Here is a 23,872-nt window from a genome sequence, read left to right as displayed (position 1 = left end):
TTAAGAACAGCGGTCGCCGGTTTCGGCGGCCGCTTGCCATTAAAGGTGTTGATTTAAAACAACTTGTAAATAAGCGGGACAACAACTGTATATTTCCGGACTACTGACAGCCTACTGACATCCTTCAATGATCCTCCAAGCGTGTCCAATGCTGGCTTAGGTTTGAGGGTGTTTACTTGGAGGATGACTGAAGGATGCCTGAAGGATCGCTGAAGGATTCCGCCCTTGCATCACTGCCGGCAATTCCCTATTTTTAAGGAAATCCTATCAAATTCCACGTATATGACCACTTTTCATATCAACCGCCGCCATTTTCTCAAAGGCGCAACGGCGGCACTGGCGCTTTCTGCCCTCGGCGCATACGGCCTTGACGTCGTAAACCCCAACAAACCGTATCGCGTAGGCCTTATCGGTACCGGCTGGTATGGTAAAAGCGATCTTTTCCGGTTGATGCAGGTGGCGCCGGTTCAGGTGATCGCCCTGTGCGATGCCGATGAAAACCAGTTGAAGGAAGCGGGCGCCATGGTGGCGCAGCGGCAAAAATCCGGTAAAACACCGAAACTGTACCGCGACTTCCGGAAGATGCTCTCCGAAAACCAGCTGGATATCGTACTCGTGGGCTCCCCTGACCATTGGCATGCCCTGCAAACCATCGAAGCCCTTACATCAGGGGCGAACGTGTATGTACAAAAGCCGATCAGCGTAGACGTGCTGGAAGGCGAAGCCATGCTGGCCGCCGCGCGCAAATACGGCAAAACGGTGCAGGTGGGCACCCAGCGCAAAAGCACCCCGCACCTCATCGACGCGAAGAAAACGATTGTGGACACAGGGCTCCTGGGCAAGATATCCCATGTCGAAATGTGCTGCTACTACCATATGCGCGCCAACGGCAACCCCGCCGTCCAGGCCGTTCCCGATCATTTCGATTATGAAATGTGGACCGGCCCCGCACCCCTCCGCCCGTTCGACGGCATGCCGCACGTCCGCTGGTGGCGCACCTTCATGGAATACGGCAACGGCATCATGGGCGATATGTGCATCCATATGTTTGACACGGTTCGCTGGATGCTGCAGCTCGGGTGGCCGAAGCGCATCTCTTCCACGGGCGGCATTTACGTGCAGAAAGAAGGGAAATCCAACATCGCGGATACGCAATCCGCCATTTTCGAATACGACGATCTCAACTGTACCTGGCAACACCGCACCTGGGGCACGCCGGCGGATCCGAAATACCCCTGGGCCTTTACGCTTTACGGTGAAAAAGGCACCCTGAAAGCCAGCACGATGTCGTACGACTTCATCCCGCAAGGCAAAGGCGACCCGATCCACAAAGATGTGGTTTATGAAAAAGAAAAATATCCGGAAGATGTCAACGAGAAAGGCATCGAGCTGAACGCCGCGCCCGCCACCCGCCTCCATATGCTCAACTTCCTCGAAGCCATCGCCTCCAAAGGCAGGCCCGTGGCGGATATTGAAGACGGGCACATCAGCACCGCCAGCTGTATCCTCGCCAATATTTCCATGCAAACCGGAAGGCCTGTGGTGTACGACCCTTCCAAAAGGATCATCGTAGGCGACAACGAAGCCACCGGCCTGCTGCAACGCCCTTATCGCGGCCCATGGCAACACCCTTCGGCTTTGCTGGTGTAAAACCCATCATGTCATATTTCGTATAATTCGAGTGGAAGCCCGTCGGGATCGGTGAAGAATGTGAATTTTTTGCCGGTGAATTCGTCGGCGCGCACCGCCTCGCAGACGACGCCATGTTGCTCCAGCATCGCTACGGAAGCCGCCACATCTTGCACGGCAAATGCCAGGTGGCGCAGGCCGCGCGCTTCGGGCGACGAAACGCGGGCGGGCGGATCAGGAAAGGAAAAAAGTTCGATGATATAGGATCCGTTCAGCGCCAGGTCCAGCTTCCAGGAATCGCGGGCGGCGCGGTAATGTTCAGCCACAATCGTGCAGCCCAGCACTTCCGTGTAAAAAGCTTTGGAGCGGGCGTAATCGGAACAAATGATGGCGATATGGTGGATGTTTTGCAGTTGCAGCATAGGGCAAAAGTAAGGAATCAGCGGATGAGGGTCACCGTTCCCTGCCGGCTGAACTTCCGGCCGGTATAATCCGTTCCTTCCACCACCCACACATACGTGCCCGCCGATGCGGGCCGCCCGTTTTGCTCGCCATTCCAGAAGTCGGACAGCGATTTCGCTTCCCAGACCAACTTTCCCCATCTGTCCCATACCCGGAAATACCCCAACTGAGGAACACCCGGCGCAATGACCCGAAAACGGTCGTTCACGCCGTCGTTATTAGGTGTAAAAGCCGTGGGCACGTAAAATTCCGGCCCGGTATAGACTTTCACCATCAATTCATCTTCCTGCACGCAACCTTCCGGTGAGCGCACAATCAAACGGTATAACTGGTCCCTATCGGGAATCGCGATGGCATCCGGCGCGGAGGCGTCGCTGAGACTGTTCGCCGGCCACCATTCATAAATGAGCCTTTCGCCCGTTGCGGCGGGATGCATGCGCAACGGCTGCCCCCGGGCGATCGTGGTATCGGGACCGGCGTACAGCGCAATGTCGGTTACCACGGCTTCCAGCGAAACCGGTTTGGACGCGCATCCATCGCCGGATGTTGCCTGCACCATCACGGGGTATTTGCCGCCCCGGGTAAATTGGTAGGAAGTATTTTGCCGGTTGATTTCCGCGTCATTGTTCACCGTCCATTTCCATTCCGTGATATTGACGCCCGGCGTGAGGTGCTGCGCCCGCAGCTCCGTCACTTCTCCGATACAGGCATGTGCCGCTGTGGCGGCGATCTCCGGAGACTGATAAACCGCTACGTTCTGCGTGACCGTTGCCACACAACCCTCGGCAGACGTGGCTTCCAGCGTTACGGGATACGTTCCGGGAGCGGTGAAGGGCGCCAGGGGATTCCGCGTGGTCGCGGTACGGCCGCCGCCGAAGTTCCACCGCCAGCTGCCCGGGCTGCCCACTTCTATTTTCGTGGCATCGTTCAATTGCAACGGATCACCGAGGCAGAGCCGGTCCGGTGTAAACGCGGGCTCGGGCCAGGAACCGATGGTGACGGTGTTCCGGAGCGTGTCGGAGATGCATCCGCTGTTGTCTTCTATCACCATTTTCACTTCATACTTACCTGCCGCCGGATAGGTATGCGCCGCGGGAAGCGGATCGGTTATTTTGGTACCATCGCCCAGGTCCCAGTACCAGCGCGTGATGGCGCCGAAAGTGCTGGAATTGTCGCGGAACGTGACCGGCGTGCCGTCGCAAAGGATCTGACCATTGTCGAACTGGAATTCGGGATGGAGGGCCGCACAGAATTGCTGCAGGTTGGAAGCGCCCGCCGTAGCACCGGCGAAGCCCCAGTACACCATCGGATCGTTGCCAAATACGTCGGCTACCAGGTCGATGACGGTGGTGAGCCGCAGCTGTCCGTCGACCCATATATCGAATTGATGGGCCGTGGCGTTCCAGCGGATGCGGAACAGGTGCCATTGGCAGTCTTCGATATTGTCGACCCCGGCCAACAACTGCGCGGGCCCGGCGAGATTCTGGGGCGCGCCGTGGTCCGATTCGCCGTTAATCTGGATGGAAATATGATCGAAAGCGGGATCGTTCTCGTCGGCATTGTGCCAGGTATCGATGAGGATGCCCACCGATGGCGAAACGCCCTGGAACCCCATACCCTGCCCTATACCGCCGAGATTGGTGCCTTCGGTCTGGAGGATGAACCCGATCCCGTCGGCCCCGGTCTGGTCTTTACACCCGAGAAAGATTTCGAAAGTATAATCGAAAGACTGAAGGAGGCTGATTTTATTTTTATTCCATACCGAACCGCCGGATTGGAGCTGGTCTTGTGTGAGCACATAACAATTGCAGCTCTGCTGTGTAGCGGAGCCGTTGAGAATATATGGCTGCTGTATCTGTGCCCATGCGGGAGCCAACGCAAAAAACAGGCAGGAAATAAGGCTGAGTGCGCTCTTCATGACAGGAGTCGGCGATAGGCGTACAAGATAGTCAAAAAAGTATGCGAAGGGGAATGCGACGGGAAAAACAACACAGAATTTACTGGTTTGGGTAAGATGGCGGCCTCCAATCATACCGTTTGATGCCATGTGCCGCACTAAATGGCCCGATTGCCCCGGAAATGTCTAAATTAGCACCTCCAAGAAACGTGATTATGGAATGGAAGAATGGCAGCACCTACGCGGCGGCTGCGAATGTGGCCGGAACGATTGCATCGCATTTCCTGCGGCACCAGGACGAAGCCCGTGCCCGGCAGGAAGACGACGGTCTGGCCAGCGTGCCCTCCGCCCGCCGGATCGAACAGATCATCGACGTGGCTTTCTGGGCCAGTTTACGGAAAGAGGAAGGCCTCCCTACCCGCATATCTATCGCTTACCTGCAACCTTCGGAAGCGGGCAAACCCATGCTGTTTGAGCACCGGTTGCCGTATTCGCCGAAAGTGCTGGCCAAGCTCGCACCCGGCGTGGAGCGCGCGGGCGTGCATGTGGGAATATGGGAAGATGACGGGGAATTGTATGTATGGGGCACCACCCTCACCCTCCCGAAATACTGCTTCGTGCTCGACGTGTCGGAACCGGGACTGCTGGTGGTGAAGCACCGCCGCGCCGCGGGGCTTGGCAAGTTCATCAACGTGGCCGTGTTGCAGGGCGATTCGGTGAAGGTGGTGAATGAACAATGCGGCATCAAGACGGATTGCCCCAGCATGCTCACCTCCCTGCTCGGCATTCACGCTTCCCCGCTCTGGAATCACCCGGTGAACGTGCTCATACAGATCGCGGTATCGATGCGGGCGCACGGGCGCGGGGGTACCCTGCTGGTCACCCCGCACCAGCACGAAAAATGGAAAGAGTCCATCGTGCAGCCGCTCACCTACCCCGTGTCTCCCGCTTTCAGCGGCGTAGCCGATCTGATCCGGCAAGACGGGGAAGCATCCAGCGAAATATACTGGCAGAATGCCCTGCGCCGCGAAGTAGCCTACGTAACGGGGCTTACGGCGGTCGACGGCGCCACCATCATCAACGACCGCCACGAGCTGCTCGCTTTCGGCGCCAAGATCACCCGCGCAGGCACCTCCCGGCCGATAGAGGAAGTACTGCTTTCCGAACCGGTGACCGACCGGCAGCCACTGCTCATGCACCCTTCCCGCCTTGGCGGCACCCGCCACCTTTCCGCCGCGCAATTCGTGTTCGACCAACACGACGCGCAGGCCCTGGTAGCATCCCAGGATGGGTATTTCACCGTCTTCTCCTGGTCGCCCGAATCGCAGATCGTGATGGCGCACCGGATAGACGTGCTGCTCATCTGACCTATTTTCTGATCCCTGATTTCAATGCTATGTCACAACAAACGATCGACAGCCTCCGCGAGGCGCTGAAATACTCGCCCGACAATGTGCCGCTGCGCCTCCACCTCGCCGAAACCCTCCTGCAAATGGAGCGCTTCGACGAAGCCGAGCAGGAGTTCCGCGAAGCCCTGGGCAAAGCCCCCGGCGAAAAAGCCCTCATCGGCCTGGCCAAAGTGTATTACCGCAAAGGCGCCTACGCCACCTGCAACGTGATCCTGGAAGACCTCCTGCGCACGCAGCCCGACAATCTCGACGTGCTCCTGCTCTATACCCGCTCCTCCCTGAAGGAAAACGATATGGACACGGCCGCACGCACCTACCAGCAACTGCTCGACCTCCATCCCGAATTCTCGGATCCGGAACTGGACAGCAAGCTGCGCGTCCGCAGTTATTCCGGCGACCTGTCGGACGACGATGAGGAATATGATGATGACAATATCACACAATTCATGCAGAAGCCCGATATCACGTTTACGGACGTGAGCGGGATGGAACATGTGAAAAAGGAAATCGACGTCAAGATCATCCGCCCCATGCAGCACCCCGAGCTGTATGCCGCTTATGGGAAAAAGACAGGCGGGAGCATTTTGCTCTACGGCCCTCCCGGCTGCGGTAAAACCATGATCGCGAAGGCAACGGCCGGGCAGGTGAACGCACGCTTCATCAACGTGGGCCTCAACGAGATCCTGGACATGTACCTCGGCAACAGTGAAAAAAACCTGCACCGGATTTTCGAATATGCGCGGAACAATACGCCCTGCGTGCTGTTCTTCGACGAAATCGACGCCATCGGCGCCAACCGCAACGATATGAAGCAATCCGCCGGGCGGCAGCTGATCAACCAGTTTTTACAGGAGCTTGACGGGGTGGAATACGATAACTCCGGCATCCTCATCCTCGGCGCCACCAATACGCCCTGGCATATGGACCCCGCCTTCCGCCGGCCCGGGCGGTTCGACCGGATGATTTTCGTGCCACCGCCGGACCAGCCCGCGCGCACGGCCATGCTGCAAAAGAAATTGCAGCACAAACCGGTGGAGCAGATCGATTATGAATCCATTAGCAAACAAATCCCCGAGTTCTCCGGCGCCGACATCGAAGCCGTGATCGATATGGCGGTGGAAGCCAGGCTGGAAGAGTCTTTCAAAGACGGCATCCCCCAGCCCATCCGCACCAAAGACTTACTGGCGGCTGCCAAACGCCACCGCGCCAGCACGCGGGAATGGTTTTCCACCGCAAAAAATTTCGCGCTGTACGCCAACGAAGCCGGGCTGTACGACGACATCCTCCTATACCTGAAAAATATGAAATAACCATGGAGCAGAACCTGATAGACCGGGCCGTATTCCTCATGCAGCATCGTAAATACCGCGAAGCGGAAACCGCTATTCAACAATCGCTGGCGCGCTACCCCATGGACGTGAACGCCCTGGGGCTGCTCGCGGAAGTGAAGATCCAGCTGGATGAGCACGACGAAGCCCTGCAGATCGTGAACGACACAATCGGCATCGACCCTACGGACGACCGTTTGTATTACCAGCGCGCGCGCATCCACCTCAATAAAGAACAATTCGACGCCGCGGAAGCCGACCTCCGCGAATCCATCCGCCTCGACCCGCAGGAGGCATCTTACTACGCCATTTACGCCATGGTGCTAATCCAGCGGAAGAAATTCGCCGAAGCGCTTTCCTATGCGGAACAGGCTTTGCAGGTGGACCCGGAAAACGTGTATGCCCTCAACGCCCGCAGCACGGCGCTGTTGAAACTAAACCGGAAGCAGGAAAGTTTTGAAGGGATGGAAGACGCTTTCCGGCACGATCCCGAGAACGCCTACACGCATGCCAACTACGGCTGGGGCCTGCTCGAAAAAGGCGACGCAAAAAAAGCGCTGGAGCATTTCCGGGAATCGCTGCGTATCGACCCGTCGATGAGCATGGCGCAGGCCGGCATGATCGAGGCGCTGAAGAGCCGCTATCTCGTGTACAGGCTGTTTTTGAAGTATGCGTTTTTTATGTCGAAGCTCAGCGAGAAGTTCCAGTGGATCTTCATTATCGGGTTATACCTGGCCACGAAGTTCCTCAGCAATACGGCGCAATCCAACCCCGAACTGGCGCCATACCTGATGCCGGTCGTTTATATCCTGATCGCGTTCGCATTTTCGACCTGGATCATGGAGCCGGTGAGCAACCTGTTTTTGCGGTTCAATAAGTACGGGCGGTACATGCTCGACCGCAAGGAGATCAGCGCGTCCAATGGCGTGGCGGTGAGCCTGGCTGTGGCGGTTATCGGCGCGGTGGGGCTTTTTACCGTAGGCGGCGCGGGATGGCTGGCGATGACATTTGCCGGGATTTCTTACATGATCCCGCTGAGTGTGCGCAACAAGCAGTTCAAACAGCCGGCGCTGATGCAGGTCTTTATTTACGGCCTCGGCGTGCTGGCCCTCGGCGCGATTGCCTCGGGATTCATTACGGGCGAAGCCTTCTCGCTGTGGTTCCTCATCTATGCCGGCGGGTTCATCGCTTTCCAGTGGATCGTGAATTTCGCGATGATCCGGCGGAACAACAGGTAATCTTCTCTTCAGAAAAAAATACATATCGTTTGCCCGCGGCTTTTCCGGCCGCGGGCTTTTTCATCGTCCCCCAGACAAACTTATTACCATCTGCCGTTACCGGAAAAGGCATTTTATTTCCAGATGCGGCGTGGTATCTTGGGAATCATGAAAACATGCTTCGTTTGGCTGCTGGGCGCCCTTTTGCTCTCCGGCGCAGCCACCGCACAGGATACCCTCTTCCGCTTCGCGCTCGTGACAGACACGCACGTGGGCGTGGAAACGGGATTGGAAGACCTGGAGCGTACCATCCGCGACCTCAACCAGCTTTCCGGTATCGATTTCGTTATTTTTTCGGGAGACGTGACCGAGTTCGGGTCGGATGCGGAATTGAAAATTGCCAAACAGGCGATCGACCAACTGCAGAAACCCTGGCACATCATTCCCGGCAACCACGACACGAAGTGGTCGGAAAGCGGGTGCAATTCTTTCCGGACCGTTTTCGGCGACGAAACGTTCCTGTTCGACCACAAAGGCTACCGCTTCATCGGCACCAACAGCGGTCCCAATATGCGCATGGGCCCGGGACAGGTACCACGCGAGAATATGGTCTGGCTCCGCAAAACCCTCGACCGCACGCCCGCCACAATGCCAATCGTGTACATCAACCACTACCCCCTCGACGAAGGGCTCAACAACTGGCTCGACGTGTACGGCATGCTCCGCGAAAAAAACGTGCAGCTGATGCTTTGCGGCCATGGCCATGCCAACCGAATCATGACGCGCACTTCCATCCCCAACGTCATGTGCCGCTCCAACCTCCGCGCCAAAGCAGCCGAAGGCGGGTATAACCTGGTTACCGTCCGCAGGGATTCCATCCTCTTCGCCGAGCGCCACCCCTCCGGCCAAACGCTCCCCGAATGGCACCGGATGGCCGCCGCAACCGGAGGCCCGACCGTATATCCCGCCATCGCCGACGATGCCGCCAAACGCGTGAACGATTCCTTCCCGGGTGTGAAAGTCAAATGGCAGATACAGGAAGACGGCGACATGGGCAGCGCCGTGGCCATCGCCGAGGGAAAGATTATTTATACCACCACCAACGGCGACATCAAAGCCGCTGACATAGAAACCGGTAAAATCCGCTGGCGCTACAAAGCCGGCGGGAAAATATACGCTACCCCGCTGGTACATGCCGGTCATGTGGTGGTACCCTGCTCCGACGGTAAAGTGTATTGCCTCCGGCTCGCCAACGGCAAACGCGCCTGGGTCCGCGAAACGGGCATGGCCATCGTTTCCTCTCCCGCCCTGCACGGCGAGATGGCCATCGTAGCGGGTTCCGACGGGCATTGCCGCGCCTGGAACATCCGCACGGGCGCGCCCGCCTGGGACCACCCGGGCCTGAAAGGCTTCGTAGAAACCAAACCGCTCGTTTATGGCGGTAAAGTGATGTTCGGCACCTGGGGCAATAAATTCTACGCATTGCACGCCGGCACCGGCGATTCCGCCTGGCAATGGTCAAACGGCGCCGCCAACCGCATGTTCTCCCCCGCCGCCGTTTGGCCCGTAGCCGCCGCCGGCCGCGCATGGATCGTTTCGCCGGACCGGTACATGACTGTCATCGACACCGAAACCGGCCGGCAGATCTGGCGCTTCCGCGACGATAAGCAATGGGTCCGTGAATCGCTGGGCCAGTCGGAAGACAGCGCCCGGGTGTACGCCAAAACCATGCAAGGCAACATCCTCGCCTTCGACGCCACCGTGCCGGAGCGCAAGCTGGTATGGCAATCGCCCGTGCAGCTGGGATACGAAATCTGCCCTACGCCTATCACCGAAAAAGACGGCGTGGTGTTCATCGCCGGGCAATCGGGCCTGGTGTGCGCCCTGTCGGCGACAGACGGCTCCCTGCGCTGGAAACACCAGTTCTCCAACTGCCTCGTCAATACCGTGCAACCGCTCAGCGGGCGCCTGGTACTTGCCTCGTCTATGGACGGGAAGCTGGTGTGCCTGGAAGCGGCGAATTAATGCATACGCACAAAAATGCCGGCGGGATCATGGTTCCGCCGGCATTTTTGTGTCTTGAAATGCGAGTTTACGCCACTGCCTCAAATTCGTTGGGATACACCACCTCCCCTGATTTGCCGGCGAGGGCGCCAGGCGCCAGTTCGATGGCCATAAAGGCCGCGTCGGGTACTTCATAGGCGGTCCGGATACCGAATTTCGATGCGGGCGCGAAGCCGAAACGCGGATAATATTCCGGGTGCCCTAAAACGATCACGGATTCAAAACCCATGTCTGCCGCGGTTTTCAGGGCATGCCTGATGAGCTGCCCGCCGATGCCCATCTGGTGCAGCGCCGGCGTTACGGCCATGGGCGCCAGGGCGAGGGTTTCGTAGGTTTGCCCGTCGTTGCCCTGCAGCGGCAGGCGCGTAAGCAGGATGTGCCCCACGAGGTATTCGCCGGCGTAGGCCACCACCGACAGTTCGGGAATGAAATGTTCCGAATCGCGCAGCTTGTTGATAAGCCGGCTTTCGTTGTCCTGGCCGAATGCCAGCTCATGTAATTCATAAATGGCAGGGATTTCGGCGGCTGTCTCTGGTCTAATGTCTAATTTCATAATAGTTCAGCTACGTTTTAGTTTTTTAAACAATGGGGTTACCGTTCTGTCTCATGTTGATGTAAAAGTAAAAAAAATGCGCGGACATGTGCCCGCGCATCCGCCATTTCCAGCGCATTCTTATAAACCCTGGTATTGTATTCCTTTCGGATGTTTGACGGTGTAGCCGAGGCGCAGCGTCCTGGTTTCTCCCGGTTTCAGTTCCAGCTCCCAGGTGAGCTCGCCGGTTTCCGCGTTGGATGCGGCGCCTGAGGCTTCGGTGAGCTCTACTTCCACGTTTTTATCGGTAGATACGGGATATTGGTCTTTCAGCTGCAGTTTTACCGCCTCCTGTTTGCCGTTGCGCACGCGGATTTCGTAAGTGTAAGCTTTACGTACCGAGCTGCCGATCATTTTGGTACCGCTCATCTGCGCCATCAGTTCCCGGCGGACCACCACCTGGCGGTCGCGGCCGAGGCTTACTTTCAGCGTGTCTTCCGTGGCCTGCGGGTTGATCCAGGTTTTCCCGGCGTAGCGGTTGCCGATCATGATATTGGCTTCGCCGGGAAGCAGGTTGTATGCCGCGAAATCTTGCACATTGGCAATAAGAAAGGCGTCCTGGTCGAGTTTCGGAACGGCGTAGTAGGTATATCCGGCGGGCATATCCATTTCCTTCAGCACCACCGAATGGTTTTCGCTGTTCCCGGCGATGTCGTAAGGAATGTCGATATCAAAGCTGGCGCTGGTCTGGTGCTGCACGATCGCGGTGGGAACGGCGGCCATCACCGGCGGGGCGGCGGCGCCATTTTCGCTTTCTTGTTCATGTTAGCCGAGCCTTCACTGCCGTAACCCGTTACCACTACTTCCTGTAACCCCAGGGCTCTGCCTGCCAATGCGTCCGCGGTACCGCGAAGGCGCACCACCGGGTTGAGGAACCAGGTGGCCAGTTCCGGCACCACGCCGGCGCTGGAAGGATTGCCCGTATTGAGCGTGAGCTTCACATTTTTCCAGTCGAGGCCCGTATGCTGGCGTACATTGGCTTTATAGACGAGTTTCAGGGGTTTGCTGATGTTTTCGAGCTTCAGGTCGTAGTGCGTGCTCCAGGAGGCATCACGCGCTACGTAGCGGATCTCCATCGGGCCGTTCACGTCCGCGCCGGCCATTACCTGCAGGGCGATCTGTCCGCCTGCTGCTTCCGGGTTTTCGTTCAGTTCCGCAAGCTGGCTTTCGATCCGCTCCATGAGCGCTGCCAGTTTCGCTTCCTTTTCCACCAGGCCGTAAATGCTATTGCGCAACTCGATTTGTTTGGCGGTGTAGTATTCAGCGAGTTTGGTCAGCTCCGCCACGTTGGCGCCATTGCCGCCCAATGCCTGGTTTTTATCCAGCAGGGCAAGGGTGCCTTCCTGCGCGGTGCGCGTATTGCGCAGCCGGGAGAGCGAGGACTTCACGGATTCGAGGCTGTCCTGCAGCTTGCGGTACGCCGGTTTTTCGGCGATTTCGGGGAGGAAGTTGCGGCCGAAAGTGGCAGACATCACCGTTACCCCGCCGGGCGCGCTCACCTGGATGCTGCTTTCGTCGATATTCCCGGCTACTTTCGTAACCACCACCTTGCTGACGCCTTTGGAAACCGTCAGCCGGGCGGTATGCGTCATTTCCGCGCCGCGGCTGTACACCGTAACGGATTTCAGGGAGGAAGGCGCAAACTGCGGCGTTTGCGCGGCGGCCGGCAGCGCCGGAGATATCATTAATAACAGGGCAAATCTTTTTATCATATCCGTGCTTTTTTACCTTCCGGATGCAGTATTTTCTCCTTTTCCATATCCGAATTGTTAAAAATTTCCAAAATGCGTTACAACATGATATTTGTCATGGCCGGCGGATCGGAACGGCGGTACATTTGCCCTACACCAAAACGTAAAGCCCATGAAGCGCATATTCCTGACTTTATCTGCCGCCATGTTAGGTGTTGTGCTCAGCCTCCCCGCTGCTGCGCAGTCCGGTAAAACCGGGCTCTATCTTTCCGATGCAGATTATGCGGAAGGAAAGATCAGCTACGGCGCCGAACATCATAAAATCAAAGCAAACGTTCCCTTCCAGCACGGTAAAGTGAAAGTATGGCATGGCGACCAGCAAATGCTGCTGGAGAAAAGCCAGCTGTACGGCTATCGCGACAAAAACCAGCAGGATTACAGGTTTGTAGGCAACAATGCTTACAAAATCCTGGACGCCAACGGGTTCAATATGTATAGCCGTGAAGTGGAAACCAGCAAAGGCAAAGGCCGCGTGAAAGAAACGAAGTTCTACTTCAGCACCGAACCCGGCAGCGAAGTAATGGAACTGACCATCGCCAACCTCAAAAAGGCATTCCCCGAAAACGGGAAATTCCACCAGCTGATCGACTTGCAATTCCGCAGCAACGACGAACTGGCGAGGTACGACGATTTTTCAAAAATGTACAAACTAAAGACGATATATAACGAAACGATTTAATCAAAGAATCATTAGCAAGTAAGTGTGAACGAGTGAATCGTGTGAGTGTTTCAGTAGAGGATTAAAAGGCCGGCTTTTTGCCGGTCTTTTGTTTTTTACATGAATGGAGATACAACCCCACCGCATTTGTGTACTTTAGCCCCCCTAACCCGGAAACACGACTTTACTTTGCGACGACTCATTCCATGTTTATTCGGCTGCATATTCACGCTCCAGGCGGCGGCACAGAAGAAAAACGAACAATACCGCCTGCAGATGCGCAAGGCAACTTCCGCCATCAAAATCGACGGCGTGGCCGACGAGCCCGCCTGGCGCGACGCGGATTCCGTGTCCAACTTCTACATGATCCTGCCGATGGATACGAGTTACGCCAACGTCCGCACCGACGTGAAGATGACGTACGACAATGACCAGATCTACCTGCTCGTCATCAATTACAACGGCGCGCCGGGGCCTTACATGGTAGAAAGCCTCCGCCGCGATTTCGCCTTTCTCAAAAACGATAACTTCCTGATGTTCCTCGACCCCTTCGACGATCAGACCAACGGCTTCGCCTTCGGCTCCAACGCCGCGGGAGCGCAGTGGGACGGATTGATGTACGACGGCGGGAAGGTGGACCTCAGCTGGGAAAACAAATGGACGTCCTTAGTGAAGAATTACCCGGACAAATGGGTGTTTGAAGCCTCCATTCCCTTCAAGACCATCCGTTACAAGAAGGGGATCACGCGCTGGGGAATCAATTTCGGGCGAAACGACCTGAAAACCACCGAAAAAAGCAGCTGGGCCCCGGTGCCCAGGCAATTCCCGTCCGCCTCGCTCGCCTATACCGGCGTGCTCGACTGGGATACCATCCCCCCCAACGCCGGGCCCAATATCTCGCTCATCCCCTATATGCTGGGCGGCCTCAATAAAGACTACATCTCCGACAACCCCACCAAATGGCGCCGCGACGCCGGGTTGGACGCCAAGATCGGCATCACTTCTTCCCTCAACCTCGACCTGACCGTCAACCCGGATTTCTCGCAGGTGGATGTAGACAAGCAGGTGACCAACCTCGACCGCTTCGAGCTGTTCTTCCCCGAGCGGCGGCAGTTTTTCCTCGAAAACGGCGATCAGTTCACCAATTTCGGGTACAGCACGCTCCGGCCCTTCTTTTCGCGGCGCATCGGGCTGGGAACGCCCATCCATTTCGGCGCGCGCCTTTCCGGCAAGCTCAACCGCAATTGGCGGCTGGGGGTGATGAATATGCAAACGGGGAAACAATCGGCTACATCGCTGCCCGCGCAGAACTTCACCGTGGCAGCACTGCAGCGCCGCGTGTTTTCGCGGTCCAACATCGGGATGCTGCTCATCAACAAGGAATCCATCAACTACGATCCGGGGAAAGCGGAGCCGGGAGACCCTGTCTATTCCCGCTACAACCGCAACTTCGGGCTGGAATATAACCTGGCTTCGGCCAATAACTTCTGGACCGGCAAGGCCCTCGCCCTCAAATCCTTCTCGCCCGGCCTGCGCAGCAAAGACTGGGCGCATGCCGCCAACCTGCAATACACCAGCAAAGTTTGGAGCATTGGCTGGCAGCATGAATATGTTGGAAAGAATTACAAAGCGGAAGTCGGATATGTTCCCAGGACGGGTTACATCAAATTCGCGCCCACCGCCACCCGCCTCTTTTTCCCGAAAACCGGCGCATTGCTCAGCCATGGGCCGCAGCTGACGTCCACCAATTTCTTCACCGAAAAAATGGAACGGACGGACAATGAACTCATGCTGAACTACGGCCTCGTCTGGCGCGCGCGCAATACGCTCAACATCTGGGCCAGCACCACATACATCCAGCTGCTGCAACCCTTCGATCCGCTGAACCTCGGGAAAGACAGCCTGCAGGCCTTTTCCAAACATAGCTGGAACACCGTGGGGGCCGATTACGTGTCCAAGCCGCAGAGCCTCCTCACCTACGCCCTCAGCGCCCGCTACGGTGGTTATTATGCCGGCGGGCGGCGCTTCACGGCCACCGGGGAGCTGGGATACCGGTTCCAGCCGTACGTGAGCATCGCCATGAGCGCGAACTACAACCAACTGAACCTGCCGAAGCCCTGGGGCAACAACGGTTTCTGGCTCGTAGGCCCGCGGCTTGATGTTACCATGACCAACACGCTCTATTTCACCGGGTTCGTGCAGTACAACGAGCAGATGAAGAACATGAACCTCAACACCCGCCTGCAATGGCGCTACCGCCCGGCTTCGGACCTCTTCATCGTGTATACCGACAACTACCTGCCGGAACCGTTTTACGTGAAGAACCGCGCGCTGGTGCTGAAACTGGTGTACTGGCTGAACCTCTAAAAAAGAAACCGGGCGCAAACTGCGTCCCGGCTTTCGTTACCATTTATTGAACCTACTAAACACGCTGTTTTTCAGCTGCTACCACACGTATGTGCCTACCGCGCCGGGCGCCAGTTCCGTGGCGGCCTGCTTTCCCTTGTACTGGATGTTGAACGGCTGCGCGTTGGCGCCACTGTTCAGCACGATGAGCACCTTCTTACCGTCGGGTGTGCGGAAGGCGACGTTTTCCAGCGAGCCCGGCAGGTTCGAAGCGATGCGTACCGAACCGGGGCGCACGAATTTGGAAGCATGGGCGATGATGTAGTATGCCACATTTTTCGTGTAATCGCTTCCGATAGTCAGCGCACCGAGGCAGGTAGTGCAGCCGCCCGGGGTGTGGGGTTTGTAATCCGCCGTGGCGGCGAGGTTCCACTCCAGCACATTGCGGCTCCAGTTGCGGGGCGCGCCGATGATGAGGTTCGAAACATGCCATTTCAGATCACCCGCGAAGTTGCCGGGGCCGCCCACCCACTGTTCCGTGAAATACACGTGCTTGTCGGGGAAGGCATTGTGTACCTGCGTGAGCGCGGAAATGGAACCGCCGTACAAGTGAAACGCTGAGCCGTCGGTGAATTGCGCGGCTTTGGCGTCGCCGAGCACGGTGAGCGGGTAATCCGGCCGGTCGGCGTTGTGGTCGTAACAGATGATTTTTGTAGTGATGCCCGCTGCGCGGAAAGCGGGGCCGAGATGATTGCCGATGAAATCTGCCTGCTCCGCCGCCTGCATATCCAGGCTGGGATTGTTGCCCGGATGCAGCGGTTCGTTTTGCGGCGTGATCGCGTCGATGGGAATCCCTTCTGCCTGCATCGCTTTCACATACTTCACGAAATATTGCGCATAGGCCGCGTAATATTCCGGCTTCAGTTTTCCGCCTTTGAAATTCCCGTTCGTTTTCATCCACTCCGGCGGCGACCACGGCGAACCGAGGATTTTGATATGGGGGTTGATGGCCAAAATACGTTGCAGTACCGGGATCAGATCTGTTTTCTCTACCTGGATGGAAAAGTTCGCGAGCGTGGGATCCGTTTGCCCGGCGGGCATGTCGTTATAACTGAAAGTAGACGCGCTGAGATCGGACGCGCCGATGCTGATCCGGAGGTAGCTGACGCCGATATGCGTACTGTCCCACCGGAACAAATCCTCCAGCAACGCGGTCTTCCTCGCTTCGGGCAATCCGTTGATGAGTGTGGCGCTGCCGCCTGTGAGCGTATAGCCGAAGCCGTCTATCTCCTGGTAAGCCTGCGATTCATCAACCGTGATATTCGGCGATGCGTTGAGCTGGCTGCTGAAATTGAGGATCACGTTTTGTTTGGCGAAAAGCACGGATCTATCGCCTTTCGTGAGCCAAAACGCCACGTCCGACGGCCCCTGCGGCCCCGGAGGGTCCACCGGACCGGGGCCGGGCCCGTCGCTGCCTTTGCAGCTGAAGACGCAGCAAAGCAACCCCAGCAGGAAGGTTTTCATGGAAACATTCATTTATCAATCATTTTATAAGCGCGTACATAATCGACTTCCATGGTGGCGGGAAAAACGCTGTCGTCTATCCCCTGTTGCCCGCCCCAGTTGCCGCCCACGGCGACATTGAGGAGGAAATGGAATTTCTTGTCGAAAGGCCATGCGGCCGCGCCTTTGTTTTCGTTGATGAAGGTGAACAGCAAGTTACCGTCGATGTAACCGCGGATGGCGTATGGCGTCCAGTCCACGCGGTACACATGGAATTCCCCGATCGCCTTGTCCACGATTTTATGCGCGGTTTTCTGGGTGTTGATGCTGTGATTGTAAGCTTCGGTGTGGACGCTCATGTGCACGCGGTTGGGATCATAGCCTACGTGCTCCATGATGTCGATTTCACCGGATTTCGGCCAGCCGCCGTAGGCCCAGTCTGTCGGCAGCATCCAGATGGCGGGCCAGGTGCCCTTTCCACCGGGCAGCTTCGCTTTGATCTCGAAACGCCCGTACAGGAAATCGCCGCGCCCTTTGGAGACGAGCCTCGCGGAGGTGTAAGCGCGCCCTTCGAGCGCTTCCTTCCTGGCGGTAATTGACAACAGGCCATTGCCCACCTGCGCATTGGAAAGCTTATCAGTGTAGTATTGCAGCTCGTTGTTGCCCCAGCCATGGCCACCCAGGTCGTAGGTCCACCGGGCGGGATCGGGCAGGCCGTCGTAATCGAACTCATCGGCCCAAACGGGCGTGGTTTCAAATTGCCAATGCTTGTCTTCAAACGTTGGCGGGATGTAAGGCGGCGGCGCAGGATCGTTGTTTTTGCCGCCGCAGGCCAGCATGTGCAGGCCGATCAGCAGCACCGGCAGAAAGTGGATCGTTTTCATATCAGGTTTAAAAAAGAGGGGGCCGGAATGACCGGCCCCGCCGGGTTATATGATTTCTTCGAGGAAACGCACGTCATCGAGCTGGATGCCGCCGGTACCGAGGGTACCGCCGCTGCTGCCGGCTTTGATCACGATGTAGATGGTGCCGTCCGCATCAAACCGGATAACGCCGCCCTTGCCCGTGCCGGAGCCATCGCATCCGATATCGTTGATGTCTCCGTTGAACGGAGCTTTGCCGCAGTTGCTCCAGGTATTGAGCGACAGGAACTTATTGCCGCTGTAATCGCTTCCCTGGACCGGCGCCGCGGTGCCGATGATGATTTCGAACCAGGAGTTGGTGGCGCCGTTGCCGGTCACTTTACCGGAGAAGATGTAATCTATGCCTTTTTTGACCGTCAGCGCCTGGTAAATCGCGCCGTTGGAATTCCCTGTGTTGGAGAACACGAGTTTGCCGTTCACGAACTGGATGGAAGTTTGCGTGCCACCGGTATTCAGCAGCGTCCAGTGCGCATTGGCGCCGGCTTCCATATCGCCGCCCTTGAGGATATTGGGAATGCCTTCCACGGCTACTTTCTGCGAAGCCGTTGCAGAACCGCCTCTTCCGAAAGCCCTCAGCGAGATCACATATTCACCTTTTTCTGCGAAGGTAAGCGTGTCTTTCGGGCGGTCGCCCACGTGCGCCGTGCTTACGCCGTTGTACCAGAACCACCTGAAAGTGCCCGGTGTGGTATTTTCCACGATGATCTTGTTCGGGCGGTTCGGCATGGGCGTAACGGTGAACGACACCTGTGGCAGCGGTCCCAGTTCCGCATCTTCGGAACCGGGTGTGCAGGCGGTCATGCATAATGCAGCCGCCGCTATATATGGGATGAATTTCATTTGGTCAGGATTTGTGATGATGGATTATTTGGTGCCGCCCCATTCTTTGTTCTGCTCCAGTTTCGTGCTTTGCAGGTCGTTGAAGGGAATCGGGAACACATAGTGTTTCGTTTCGTCGAATCCGCGCGTTTTCAAAACAGTTTCCGCCTGTTTGGTGCGGATCAGGTCGAAGAAGCGGTGCCCCTCGCCGGCGAGCTCTTTCCTTCTTTCGAGGAAGATATTGTCGATGGTGGCGGGGATCGGCCCCAGGCCCACACGGTCGCGCACGGCGTTGAGCAAGGCGTACGCCCTCGAACCCGCGCCGCTGCCCTGGCCCGCGCGCACGAGTGCTTCGGCTTCGAGCAGGTAAGTATCCGCCAGGCGCATGTCGTACAGGTTCTGCGGGAAGTTCAGCTCGGGGATGCCGCTTGGAACGCGGTTGGAGGCGCGGCCCATGAATTTCTCCAGGAAGTAACCGGTATCGTCGTACCCCGGGGCATACGTCGCTTTACCCGCCGCCACGAGCGCCTTGAGATCGGCGATGGTATGTGGGAACCGGGGATCGTCCTTCATCACGGCGTACAATTCCTTCGACACGGTTAAAAAGCTCCAGCCCGACACGTAATCCGGCGCATCGTCGGCCGTGGCCGTATAGCTGCGCGGCCCCGTCATGATGTTGAGCACATTGCCTTCTGTACAGGCCACGCAGTTCCAGGTTCCCTGCGACGTATTGGTATACGAAATCTCGAAAATGGATTCTTTGTTGAACTTGAATTCCGGCTCGGATTTCCAGAGATCGCCAAAATTTTCGAGGAGCGCATAGCCATACGTCGGGTTTTGCTGGCCGGGCGTGGCATTTACCAATGCCAGTTCTGCGGCGGCTTCCGGCCACTTCTCCTGGTAGATGTACACTTTCCCCAGCAATGCGTGCGCGGCGCCTTTGGTAGCGCGGGCTTTCTCGTTTACTTCCGTGATCCGGTCGGGCAGCTGGGTTTCCGCGATGGCTTCTTTCAGGTCGCTTTCGATCTGCGCCCATACCTCGGCCGGCGTGGCCTGCGTTACGTCGAACATCTCGTTCACATCGAGTGGCTTGACGAGCAGCGGGATATTTTTGAACATGCGCACCAGGTCGAAATAGAAGTAGGCCCTGAGGAATTTGCATTCGGCCACGAAACGCGCTTTCTTCGCGTCGCTCATGGGCACGGCGGACAGCTTTTCGAGCAGTTTGTTGGCGCGGAACACACCGGAGAAGCCTTTGCGCCAGAGGTCGTTGTGCGGGCCGATTTCTGGCGTCAGCTCCCAGCGGGTCATCACCTGCAGGTCGTTCACGTCGCTGGCGCCACCACCACCGGCGTGGTGGTCGTCGGACGCGGCATCAGCCATACCGGTGCGGGTCACGTATCCCCCGCCCTGCCAGCCTACCACGTCGTACACGGCAACCAGTCCTTTAAATGCTTCTTCTTCGTTTTTATAGAAATTGGATTCCAGGTTGGTACCCCGCATTTCGGGATCCAGCCAGCTGTCGGCGCAGGAAGCCAGGGTTAATCCGGCCGTGAGCGCGCATATGATGGAAAAATATTTCGCTTTCATGTGTCAGTCTTTCTTTTTGCGATTAATAGGTAAAATTCAGGCCGAACATAAATGTGCGCGCCTGCGGATAAATACCGCGGTCGATACTCAGGATGCCGCCGCCGATTTCGGGATCGTAGCCGGTGTATTTCGTGAAAGTGAGCAGGTTTTCACCCATCACATGCACGCGCACCCTTTCGAAACCGGCTTTCTTTACCAGGTTCGTGGGCAGCGTATAACCGAGCTGAACGATCTTGAAACGGAAATAATCGCCGTCTTCGAGATAGAACTGCGAGCCGCGCGAATAGTTATCGTTCGGATCGTCGAAAGTCATGCGGGGATGGGTGTTCGATGTGCCTTCGCCATGCCAGCGGTTCAGGGATTTGTTCTGCCAGTTGGCAGTCAGGATATCGAGCCTGCGCAGCCCCTGGAATATCTGGTTGCCTGCCGCACCCTGACCAAAGATCACGAGATCGAAATTTTTGTACGCGGCATTAAGGGTCACGCCATACGTCCAGTTAGGCGTGGGATTGCCGATGTAATCGCGGTCGTCGTCATTGATCTGTCCGTCGCCGTTGATATCTTTCCATTTGAAATCGCCCGGTTTCGCATTCGGCTGGATCTTCCCCCCGTTCTTATTCACATATGCATCGATCTCCGCCTGGTTCTGGAAAATACCCAGGTGCTCGAACATGTAAAATGCGTTAAACGGACGGCCGATTTCGGCCCGGGTGATATTGCCCATATTCTGGAACGATGCGGAGCCGAGGTACAGGAACTGGCGGTTTTCGCCAAGGTAAGTCACCTTGTTCTTCATGTAGCTCACGTTGCCGCCCAGGTTGAAGTTGAAATCCCCGAATTCCTGGTTATACGACAACTCCAGTTCCACGCCCGCGTTTTCCATGCCCCCGATATTGGCCGCCGGATCGCTTACAGAACCCACGTACCAGGGCAGGCGCCTGCTCATGAGGATATCTTTCGTATTCTTTTTGAACCAGTCGAACTGCACGTTTAGCCTTTTGAAGAGATAGGCTTCGAAACCGATGTTGGTTTGATGGGTTTCTTCCCACTTCAGGTCGGGGTTGGCCGGTGCGTTGGGGCTGGAGCCTTCGGCGATGGTGCCGCCGATGGTGTAATCGCGGCCGCTGCCGATGGTGGGCAGATACGCAAAATCATCGATGGCATCACTCCCTACCACGCCGTATCCGCCGCGGATCTTGAGCAGGTCCACCACGTTGTTCTGCGGCCAGAAGTTTTCGCGGCTGGGCACCCATCCGAGCGAGAAGGAAGGGAAAACGCCGTATTTCTTGTTGGCGCCGAAGCGGGAGGAGCCGTCGCGGCGGATGATACCTTCCACCAGGTACTTTTCATCATAGTTATAGTTCACCCGCGCGAAGAGCGACGACACAAGGTGATCTATCCCCTCCCCGCCTTCGGCCCTGCGCTTTTCCTTGGCTACTTTGTAGTTGAAGGAAGCTTCATCGAAAGTGAGCGCCGGCACGTCGTCGAAGAAAATCTCCGTGCTCCGTGCGCCGCCTTCCTTGTAGGCGCCCTGCCCTACCAGCACGGTAGCGGTGTGGAGGTTTAGCTCGCGGGTGTATGAAAGCGTGTTTTCGATGTTCCAGAAGAAAATGTTATTGATGCCGCGGTTGAAAATCGCGATCGTTTGTTCCGTGGAGGAGTTCAGCAGGAACTTGGGCGTAAACGCCTCATGACCGTAGAACGCCAGCTTGGAACCAACGGAAGAGCGCGCTTTCAGGCCTTTTACCGGTTCAGCTTCCAGGTAAACGTTACCTACGATGTTGTGGCTCCAGTTGTAGTTGCCGAGGCGCGTGGAAATGTACGCCAGCGGGTTGGTCATTTCCTGGGTCACGATCTGGGAGATGCCGTAAGGCTGCCCCAGCGCGTTGCGGCGCACCGTGGGTTTGTCATACGGGCTGGCATTGGCTTTGGCGGGATCCGTTTCCACGACGGGCGTGATGGGATCGAGGTTGATCGCGGAGCTGAGGGGGCCGCCGAACTCGGAGTTGGTATTGCCCAGGCCCACGGATTTATCGTACGAATACCCGATGTTTTCACCGAACGTCAGCCAGGGTGTAATTTTATACGTCGAGTTGATCCGCGCGTTGAAACGTTTGTAATTAGAGATATCGCTGGCCACGATGCCCTCCTGGTTGAGGAAACCGAAAGAGGTGTAGAAAGTGGACTTCTCACTGCCGCCGCTGATGCTCAGTTCATGATTCTGGCGTACAGCGCTGTTGTTGAAGATGGTCGACTGCCAGTCGGTCCCTTTGCCCAAAGCCGCGGGATCGCTGTACACCGGCTGATCCCCGTCGTTTACGTTTGCTTCGTTGATCATGGTCGCATATGCGCGCGCATCCATGAGCTTGAGCTTGCGGGCCGGCTGCGACACGCCGTAATAGCCATTATACCCGATCTGCAGCTTTCCTGCGCGGCCTTTCTTGGTGGTGATGAGGATCACCCCGGCCGCGGCGCGCGCACCGTAAATCGCCTGCGAAGCCGCGTCTTTCAACACCTGGATGGATTCTATATCGTTCTGATTGAGGAAACCGATGCCGCCATTGTCGACCACCACGCCGTCGACCACCCAGAGCGGATTATTGTTATTGAACGTGGTAAGGCCGCGGATGCGCACCGTAGCCGCGGAACCCGGCTGGCCGGAATTGGACGCGATGATCACGCCGGAAGTTCGGCCCTGCAACGCCTGCTCCACCCGGTTGATGGGCATGTTCTCCAGGTCTTTGGCGCGCACGGACGAGATCGCTCCCGTCACCACCGCCTTTTTCTGGGTGCCGTACCCTACCACAACGGTTTCGGTGAGGGAAGTTTCGGAGAGCGACAGCTGAACATCGAGGGTACCGCCGCTGGTGCCCAGCGTGCGGGATGTATAACCTAAAATACTGAAAACCAATTGCGCGCTCTTGCCTGGCGCCTGAAGGCTGTAACGGCCCTCGCCATTGGAAGTAGTGCCGATGGAGGTATGGAGAATGCGGACCGTTACCCCTGGCAACGGCGCCCCTTTGTCGTCGGTAACCACCCCGCTCACAGGGAAAGTGGTATCTGCCGCAGTAACCGGCATAACCATGGGGCGGATAACGATCTTCTGCCCCTCCATCGTAAAACCAACGGGCTGGTTGAGCAACAGCAGGTTAAGCGCCTGTTTGACCGGTACCTCCCGGATATCGATCGTGACCCTGCTGGTCCCCGCCAGGAGGCTTTCGTCGTACACGATCGAAAGGCCCGACTGGCGGGATATTTCTTTCAACACCTTCTTCAAGGGCGCGTTGCGCTCCTTGAGGGTGACCTGCTGCGACAAGCCTTTGGCGCTGATCTGCAGACACGCGACTAGCAGTAATAAGGTGGTGAGTTTCATAACAATGCAGCATTTACCGAAGCCATCCTTCCAGGATCCATACCGCGGAAAAACGTGGAACGACGCGGGATAAACAGCGCGAACAACCCGGACAAAGGAAGCTCCGCCGCTAAAGTTAAATTTCATACTTTTGCAGTGTTTGGGAATTACGAGATAAAAGTTCTGTCAGAGGTCTTTTTTCGGAAGCCCGGATATGCCGGAAGTGTTGCGAGCGCTTCCGGTTTTTTATTGCAGGGCGTCCGTTAGTGTCATGTGGTGGAATGTTTGTTCATAACGATGCGTTTAGTTTTGGTTTATGTAATTGAATGGTA

17 protein-coding genes are annotated in these 23,872 nt (G+C 57.0%); 7 read left to right on the top strand and 10 right to left on the bottom strand.

The features are described from left to right. Nucleotides 1–282: 282 nt before the first annotated feature. Nucleotides 283–1,650 (top strand): Gfo/Idh/MocA family oxidoreductase, encoded by a 1,368-nt coding sequence (locus WJU16_RS24270; protein WP_341835942.1) that lies wholly within the window; start codon nucleotides 283–285, stop codon nucleotides 1,648–1,650. A gap of 11 nt (nucleotides 1,651–1,661) precedes the next feature. Here the strand turns inward: WJU16_RS24270 and WJU16_RS24265 are convergent, their stop codons facing one another. Then, complete coding sequence (locus tag WJU16_RS24265; protein WP_341835941.1) at nucleotides 1,662–2,051, bottom strand: VOC family protein; 390 nt, start codon at nucleotides 2,049–2,051, stop codon at nucleotides 1,662–1,664. Nucleotides 2,052–2,068: 17 nt separating this feature from the next. Then, entirely contained in the window at nucleotides 2,069–4,009 is a 1,941-nt protein-coding gene (locus WJU16_RS24260) for a lectin-like domain-containing protein (protein WP_341835940.1), read from the bottom strand. A 194-nt stretch (nucleotides 4,010–4,203) separates the two neighbouring features. Between WJU16_RS24260 and WJU16_RS24255 the strand changes: the two genes are divergently transcribed. The 4 genes from WJU16_RS24255 (at nucleotide 4,204) to WJU16_RS24240 (ending at nucleotide 9,967) form a co-directional block, all read left to right on the top strand. Further along, a complete protein-coding gene (locus WJU16_RS24255) occupies nucleotides 4,204–5,355 on the top strand; it encodes a putative sensor domain DACNV-containing protein (protein ID WP_341835939.1) in 1,152 nt (383 codons plus the stop codon). 29 nt (nucleotides 5,356–5,384) lie between these two features. Beyond that, nucleotides 5,385–6,707, top strand: coding sequence for an AAA family ATPase (locus tag WJU16_RS24250; protein ID WP_341835938.1), 1,323 nt, complete (start codon nucleotides 5,385–5,387; stop codon nucleotides 6,705–6,707). A gap of 2 nt (nucleotides 6,708–6,709) precedes the next feature. After that, nucleotides 6,710–7,963 carry a tetratricopeptide repeat protein gene (locus WJU16_RS24245; protein WP_341835937.1) on the top strand — a complete coding sequence of 418 codons (1,254 nt, stop codon included), beginning with the start codon at nucleotides 6,710–6,712 and terminating at the stop codon, nucleotides 7,961–7,963. A 147-nt stretch (nucleotides 7,964–8,110) separates the two neighbouring features. Then, nucleotides 8,111–9,967: a PQQ-binding-like beta-propeller repeat protein gene (locus WJU16_RS24240; protein ID WP_341835936.1), complete on the top strand. Its 1,857-nt coding sequence runs from the start codon at nucleotides 8,111–8,113 to the stop codon at nucleotides 9,965–9,967. Between the two features lie 67 nt (nucleotides 9,968–10,034). Here WJU16_RS24240 and WJU16_RS24235 read toward each other — a convergent pair whose 3' ends face one another. The 3 genes from WJU16_RS24235 to WJU16_RS24225 form a co-directional block, all read right to left on the bottom strand. Then, nucleotides 10,035–10,559, bottom strand: a complete 525-nt coding sequence (locus tag WJU16_RS24235; protein ID WP_341835935.1) for an N-acetyltransferase — start codon at nucleotides 10,557–10,559, stop codon at nucleotides 10,035–10,037. A 120-nt stretch (nucleotides 10,560–10,679) separates the two neighbouring features. Further along, nucleotides 10,680–11,321, bottom strand: coding sequence for a DUF4139 domain-containing protein (locus tag WJU16_RS24230; protein ID WP_341835934.1), 642 nt, complete (start codon nucleotides 11,319–11,321; stop codon nucleotides 10,680–10,682). Beyond that, entirely contained in the window at nucleotides 11,321–12,310 is a 990-nt protein-coding gene (locus WJU16_RS24225; RefSeq protein WP_341835933.1) for a DUF4139 domain-containing protein, read from the bottom strand. Before WJU16_RS24225 ends, WJU16_RS24230 begins: the two co-directional genes overlap by 1 nt. Before the next feature lie 151 nt (nucleotides 12,311–12,461). Between WJU16_RS24225 and WJU16_RS24220 the strand changes: the two genes are divergently transcribed. Together WJU16_RS24220 and WJU16_RS24215 are read left to right on the top strand one after the other, a co-directional pair. Further along, nucleotides 12,462–13,028: a hypothetical protein gene (locus WJU16_RS24220; protein WP_341835932.1), complete on the top strand. Its 567-nt coding sequence runs from the start codon at nucleotides 12,462–12,464 to the stop codon at nucleotides 13,026–13,028. A gap of 168 nt (nucleotides 13,029–13,196) precedes the next feature. Beyond that, nucleotides 13,197–15,374 carry a DUF5916 domain-containing protein gene (locus WJU16_RS24215; RefSeq protein WP_341835931.1) on the top strand — a complete coding sequence of 726 codons (2,178 nt, stop codon included), beginning with the start codon at nucleotides 13,197–13,199 and terminating at the stop codon, nucleotides 15,372–15,374. A gap of 78 nt (nucleotides 15,375–15,452) precedes the next feature. On the opposite strand, the gene WJU16_RS24210 is transcribed toward WJU16_RS24215, so the two are convergent. The 5 genes from WJU16_RS24210 to WJU16_RS24190 are packed head-to-tail and all read right to left on the bottom strand — an operon-like array spanning nucleotide 15,453 to nucleotide 23,561. Then, nucleotides 15,453–16,877 carry a glycoside hydrolase family 30 beta sandwich domain-containing protein gene (locus WJU16_RS24210; protein WP_341835930.1) on the bottom strand — a complete coding sequence of 475 codons (1,425 nt, stop codon included), beginning with the start codon at nucleotides 16,875–16,877 and terminating at the stop codon, nucleotides 15,453–15,455. A gap of 8 nt (nucleotides 16,878–16,885) precedes the next feature. Next, entirely contained in the window at nucleotides 16,886–17,740 is an 855-nt protein-coding gene (locus WJU16_RS24205; RefSeq protein WP_341835929.1) for a glycoside hydrolase family 16 protein, read from the bottom strand. A gap of 45 nt (nucleotides 17,741–17,785) precedes the next feature. Continuing rightward, complete coding sequence (locus tag WJU16_RS24200; RefSeq protein WP_341835928.1) at nucleotides 17,786–18,619, bottom strand: hypothetical protein; 834 nt, start codon at nucleotides 18,617–18,619, stop codon at nucleotides 17,786–17,788. 24 nt (nucleotides 18,620–18,643) lie between these two features. After that, nucleotides 18,644–20,188 carry a RagB/SusD family nutrient uptake outer membrane protein gene (locus WJU16_RS24195; protein ID WP_341835927.1) on the bottom strand — a complete coding sequence of 515 codons (1,545 nt, stop codon included), beginning with the start codon at nucleotides 20,186–20,188 and terminating at the stop codon, nucleotides 18,644–18,646. A gap of 22 nt (nucleotides 20,189–20,210) precedes the next feature. Further along, entirely contained in the window at nucleotides 20,211–23,561 is a 3,351-nt protein-coding gene (locus WJU16_RS24190; RefSeq protein WP_341835926.1) for a TonB-dependent receptor, read from the bottom strand. Nucleotides 23,562–23,872: the final 311 nt, after the last annotated feature.

The sequence above is a fragment of the Chitinophaga pollutisoli genome (assembly GCF_038396755.1).
Lineage (GTDB): Bacteria > Bacteroidota > Bacteroidia > Chitinophagales > Chitinophagaceae > Chitinophaga > Chitinophaga pollutisoli.
This window is presented reverse-complemented; position numbering and strand designations above follow the sequence as displayed.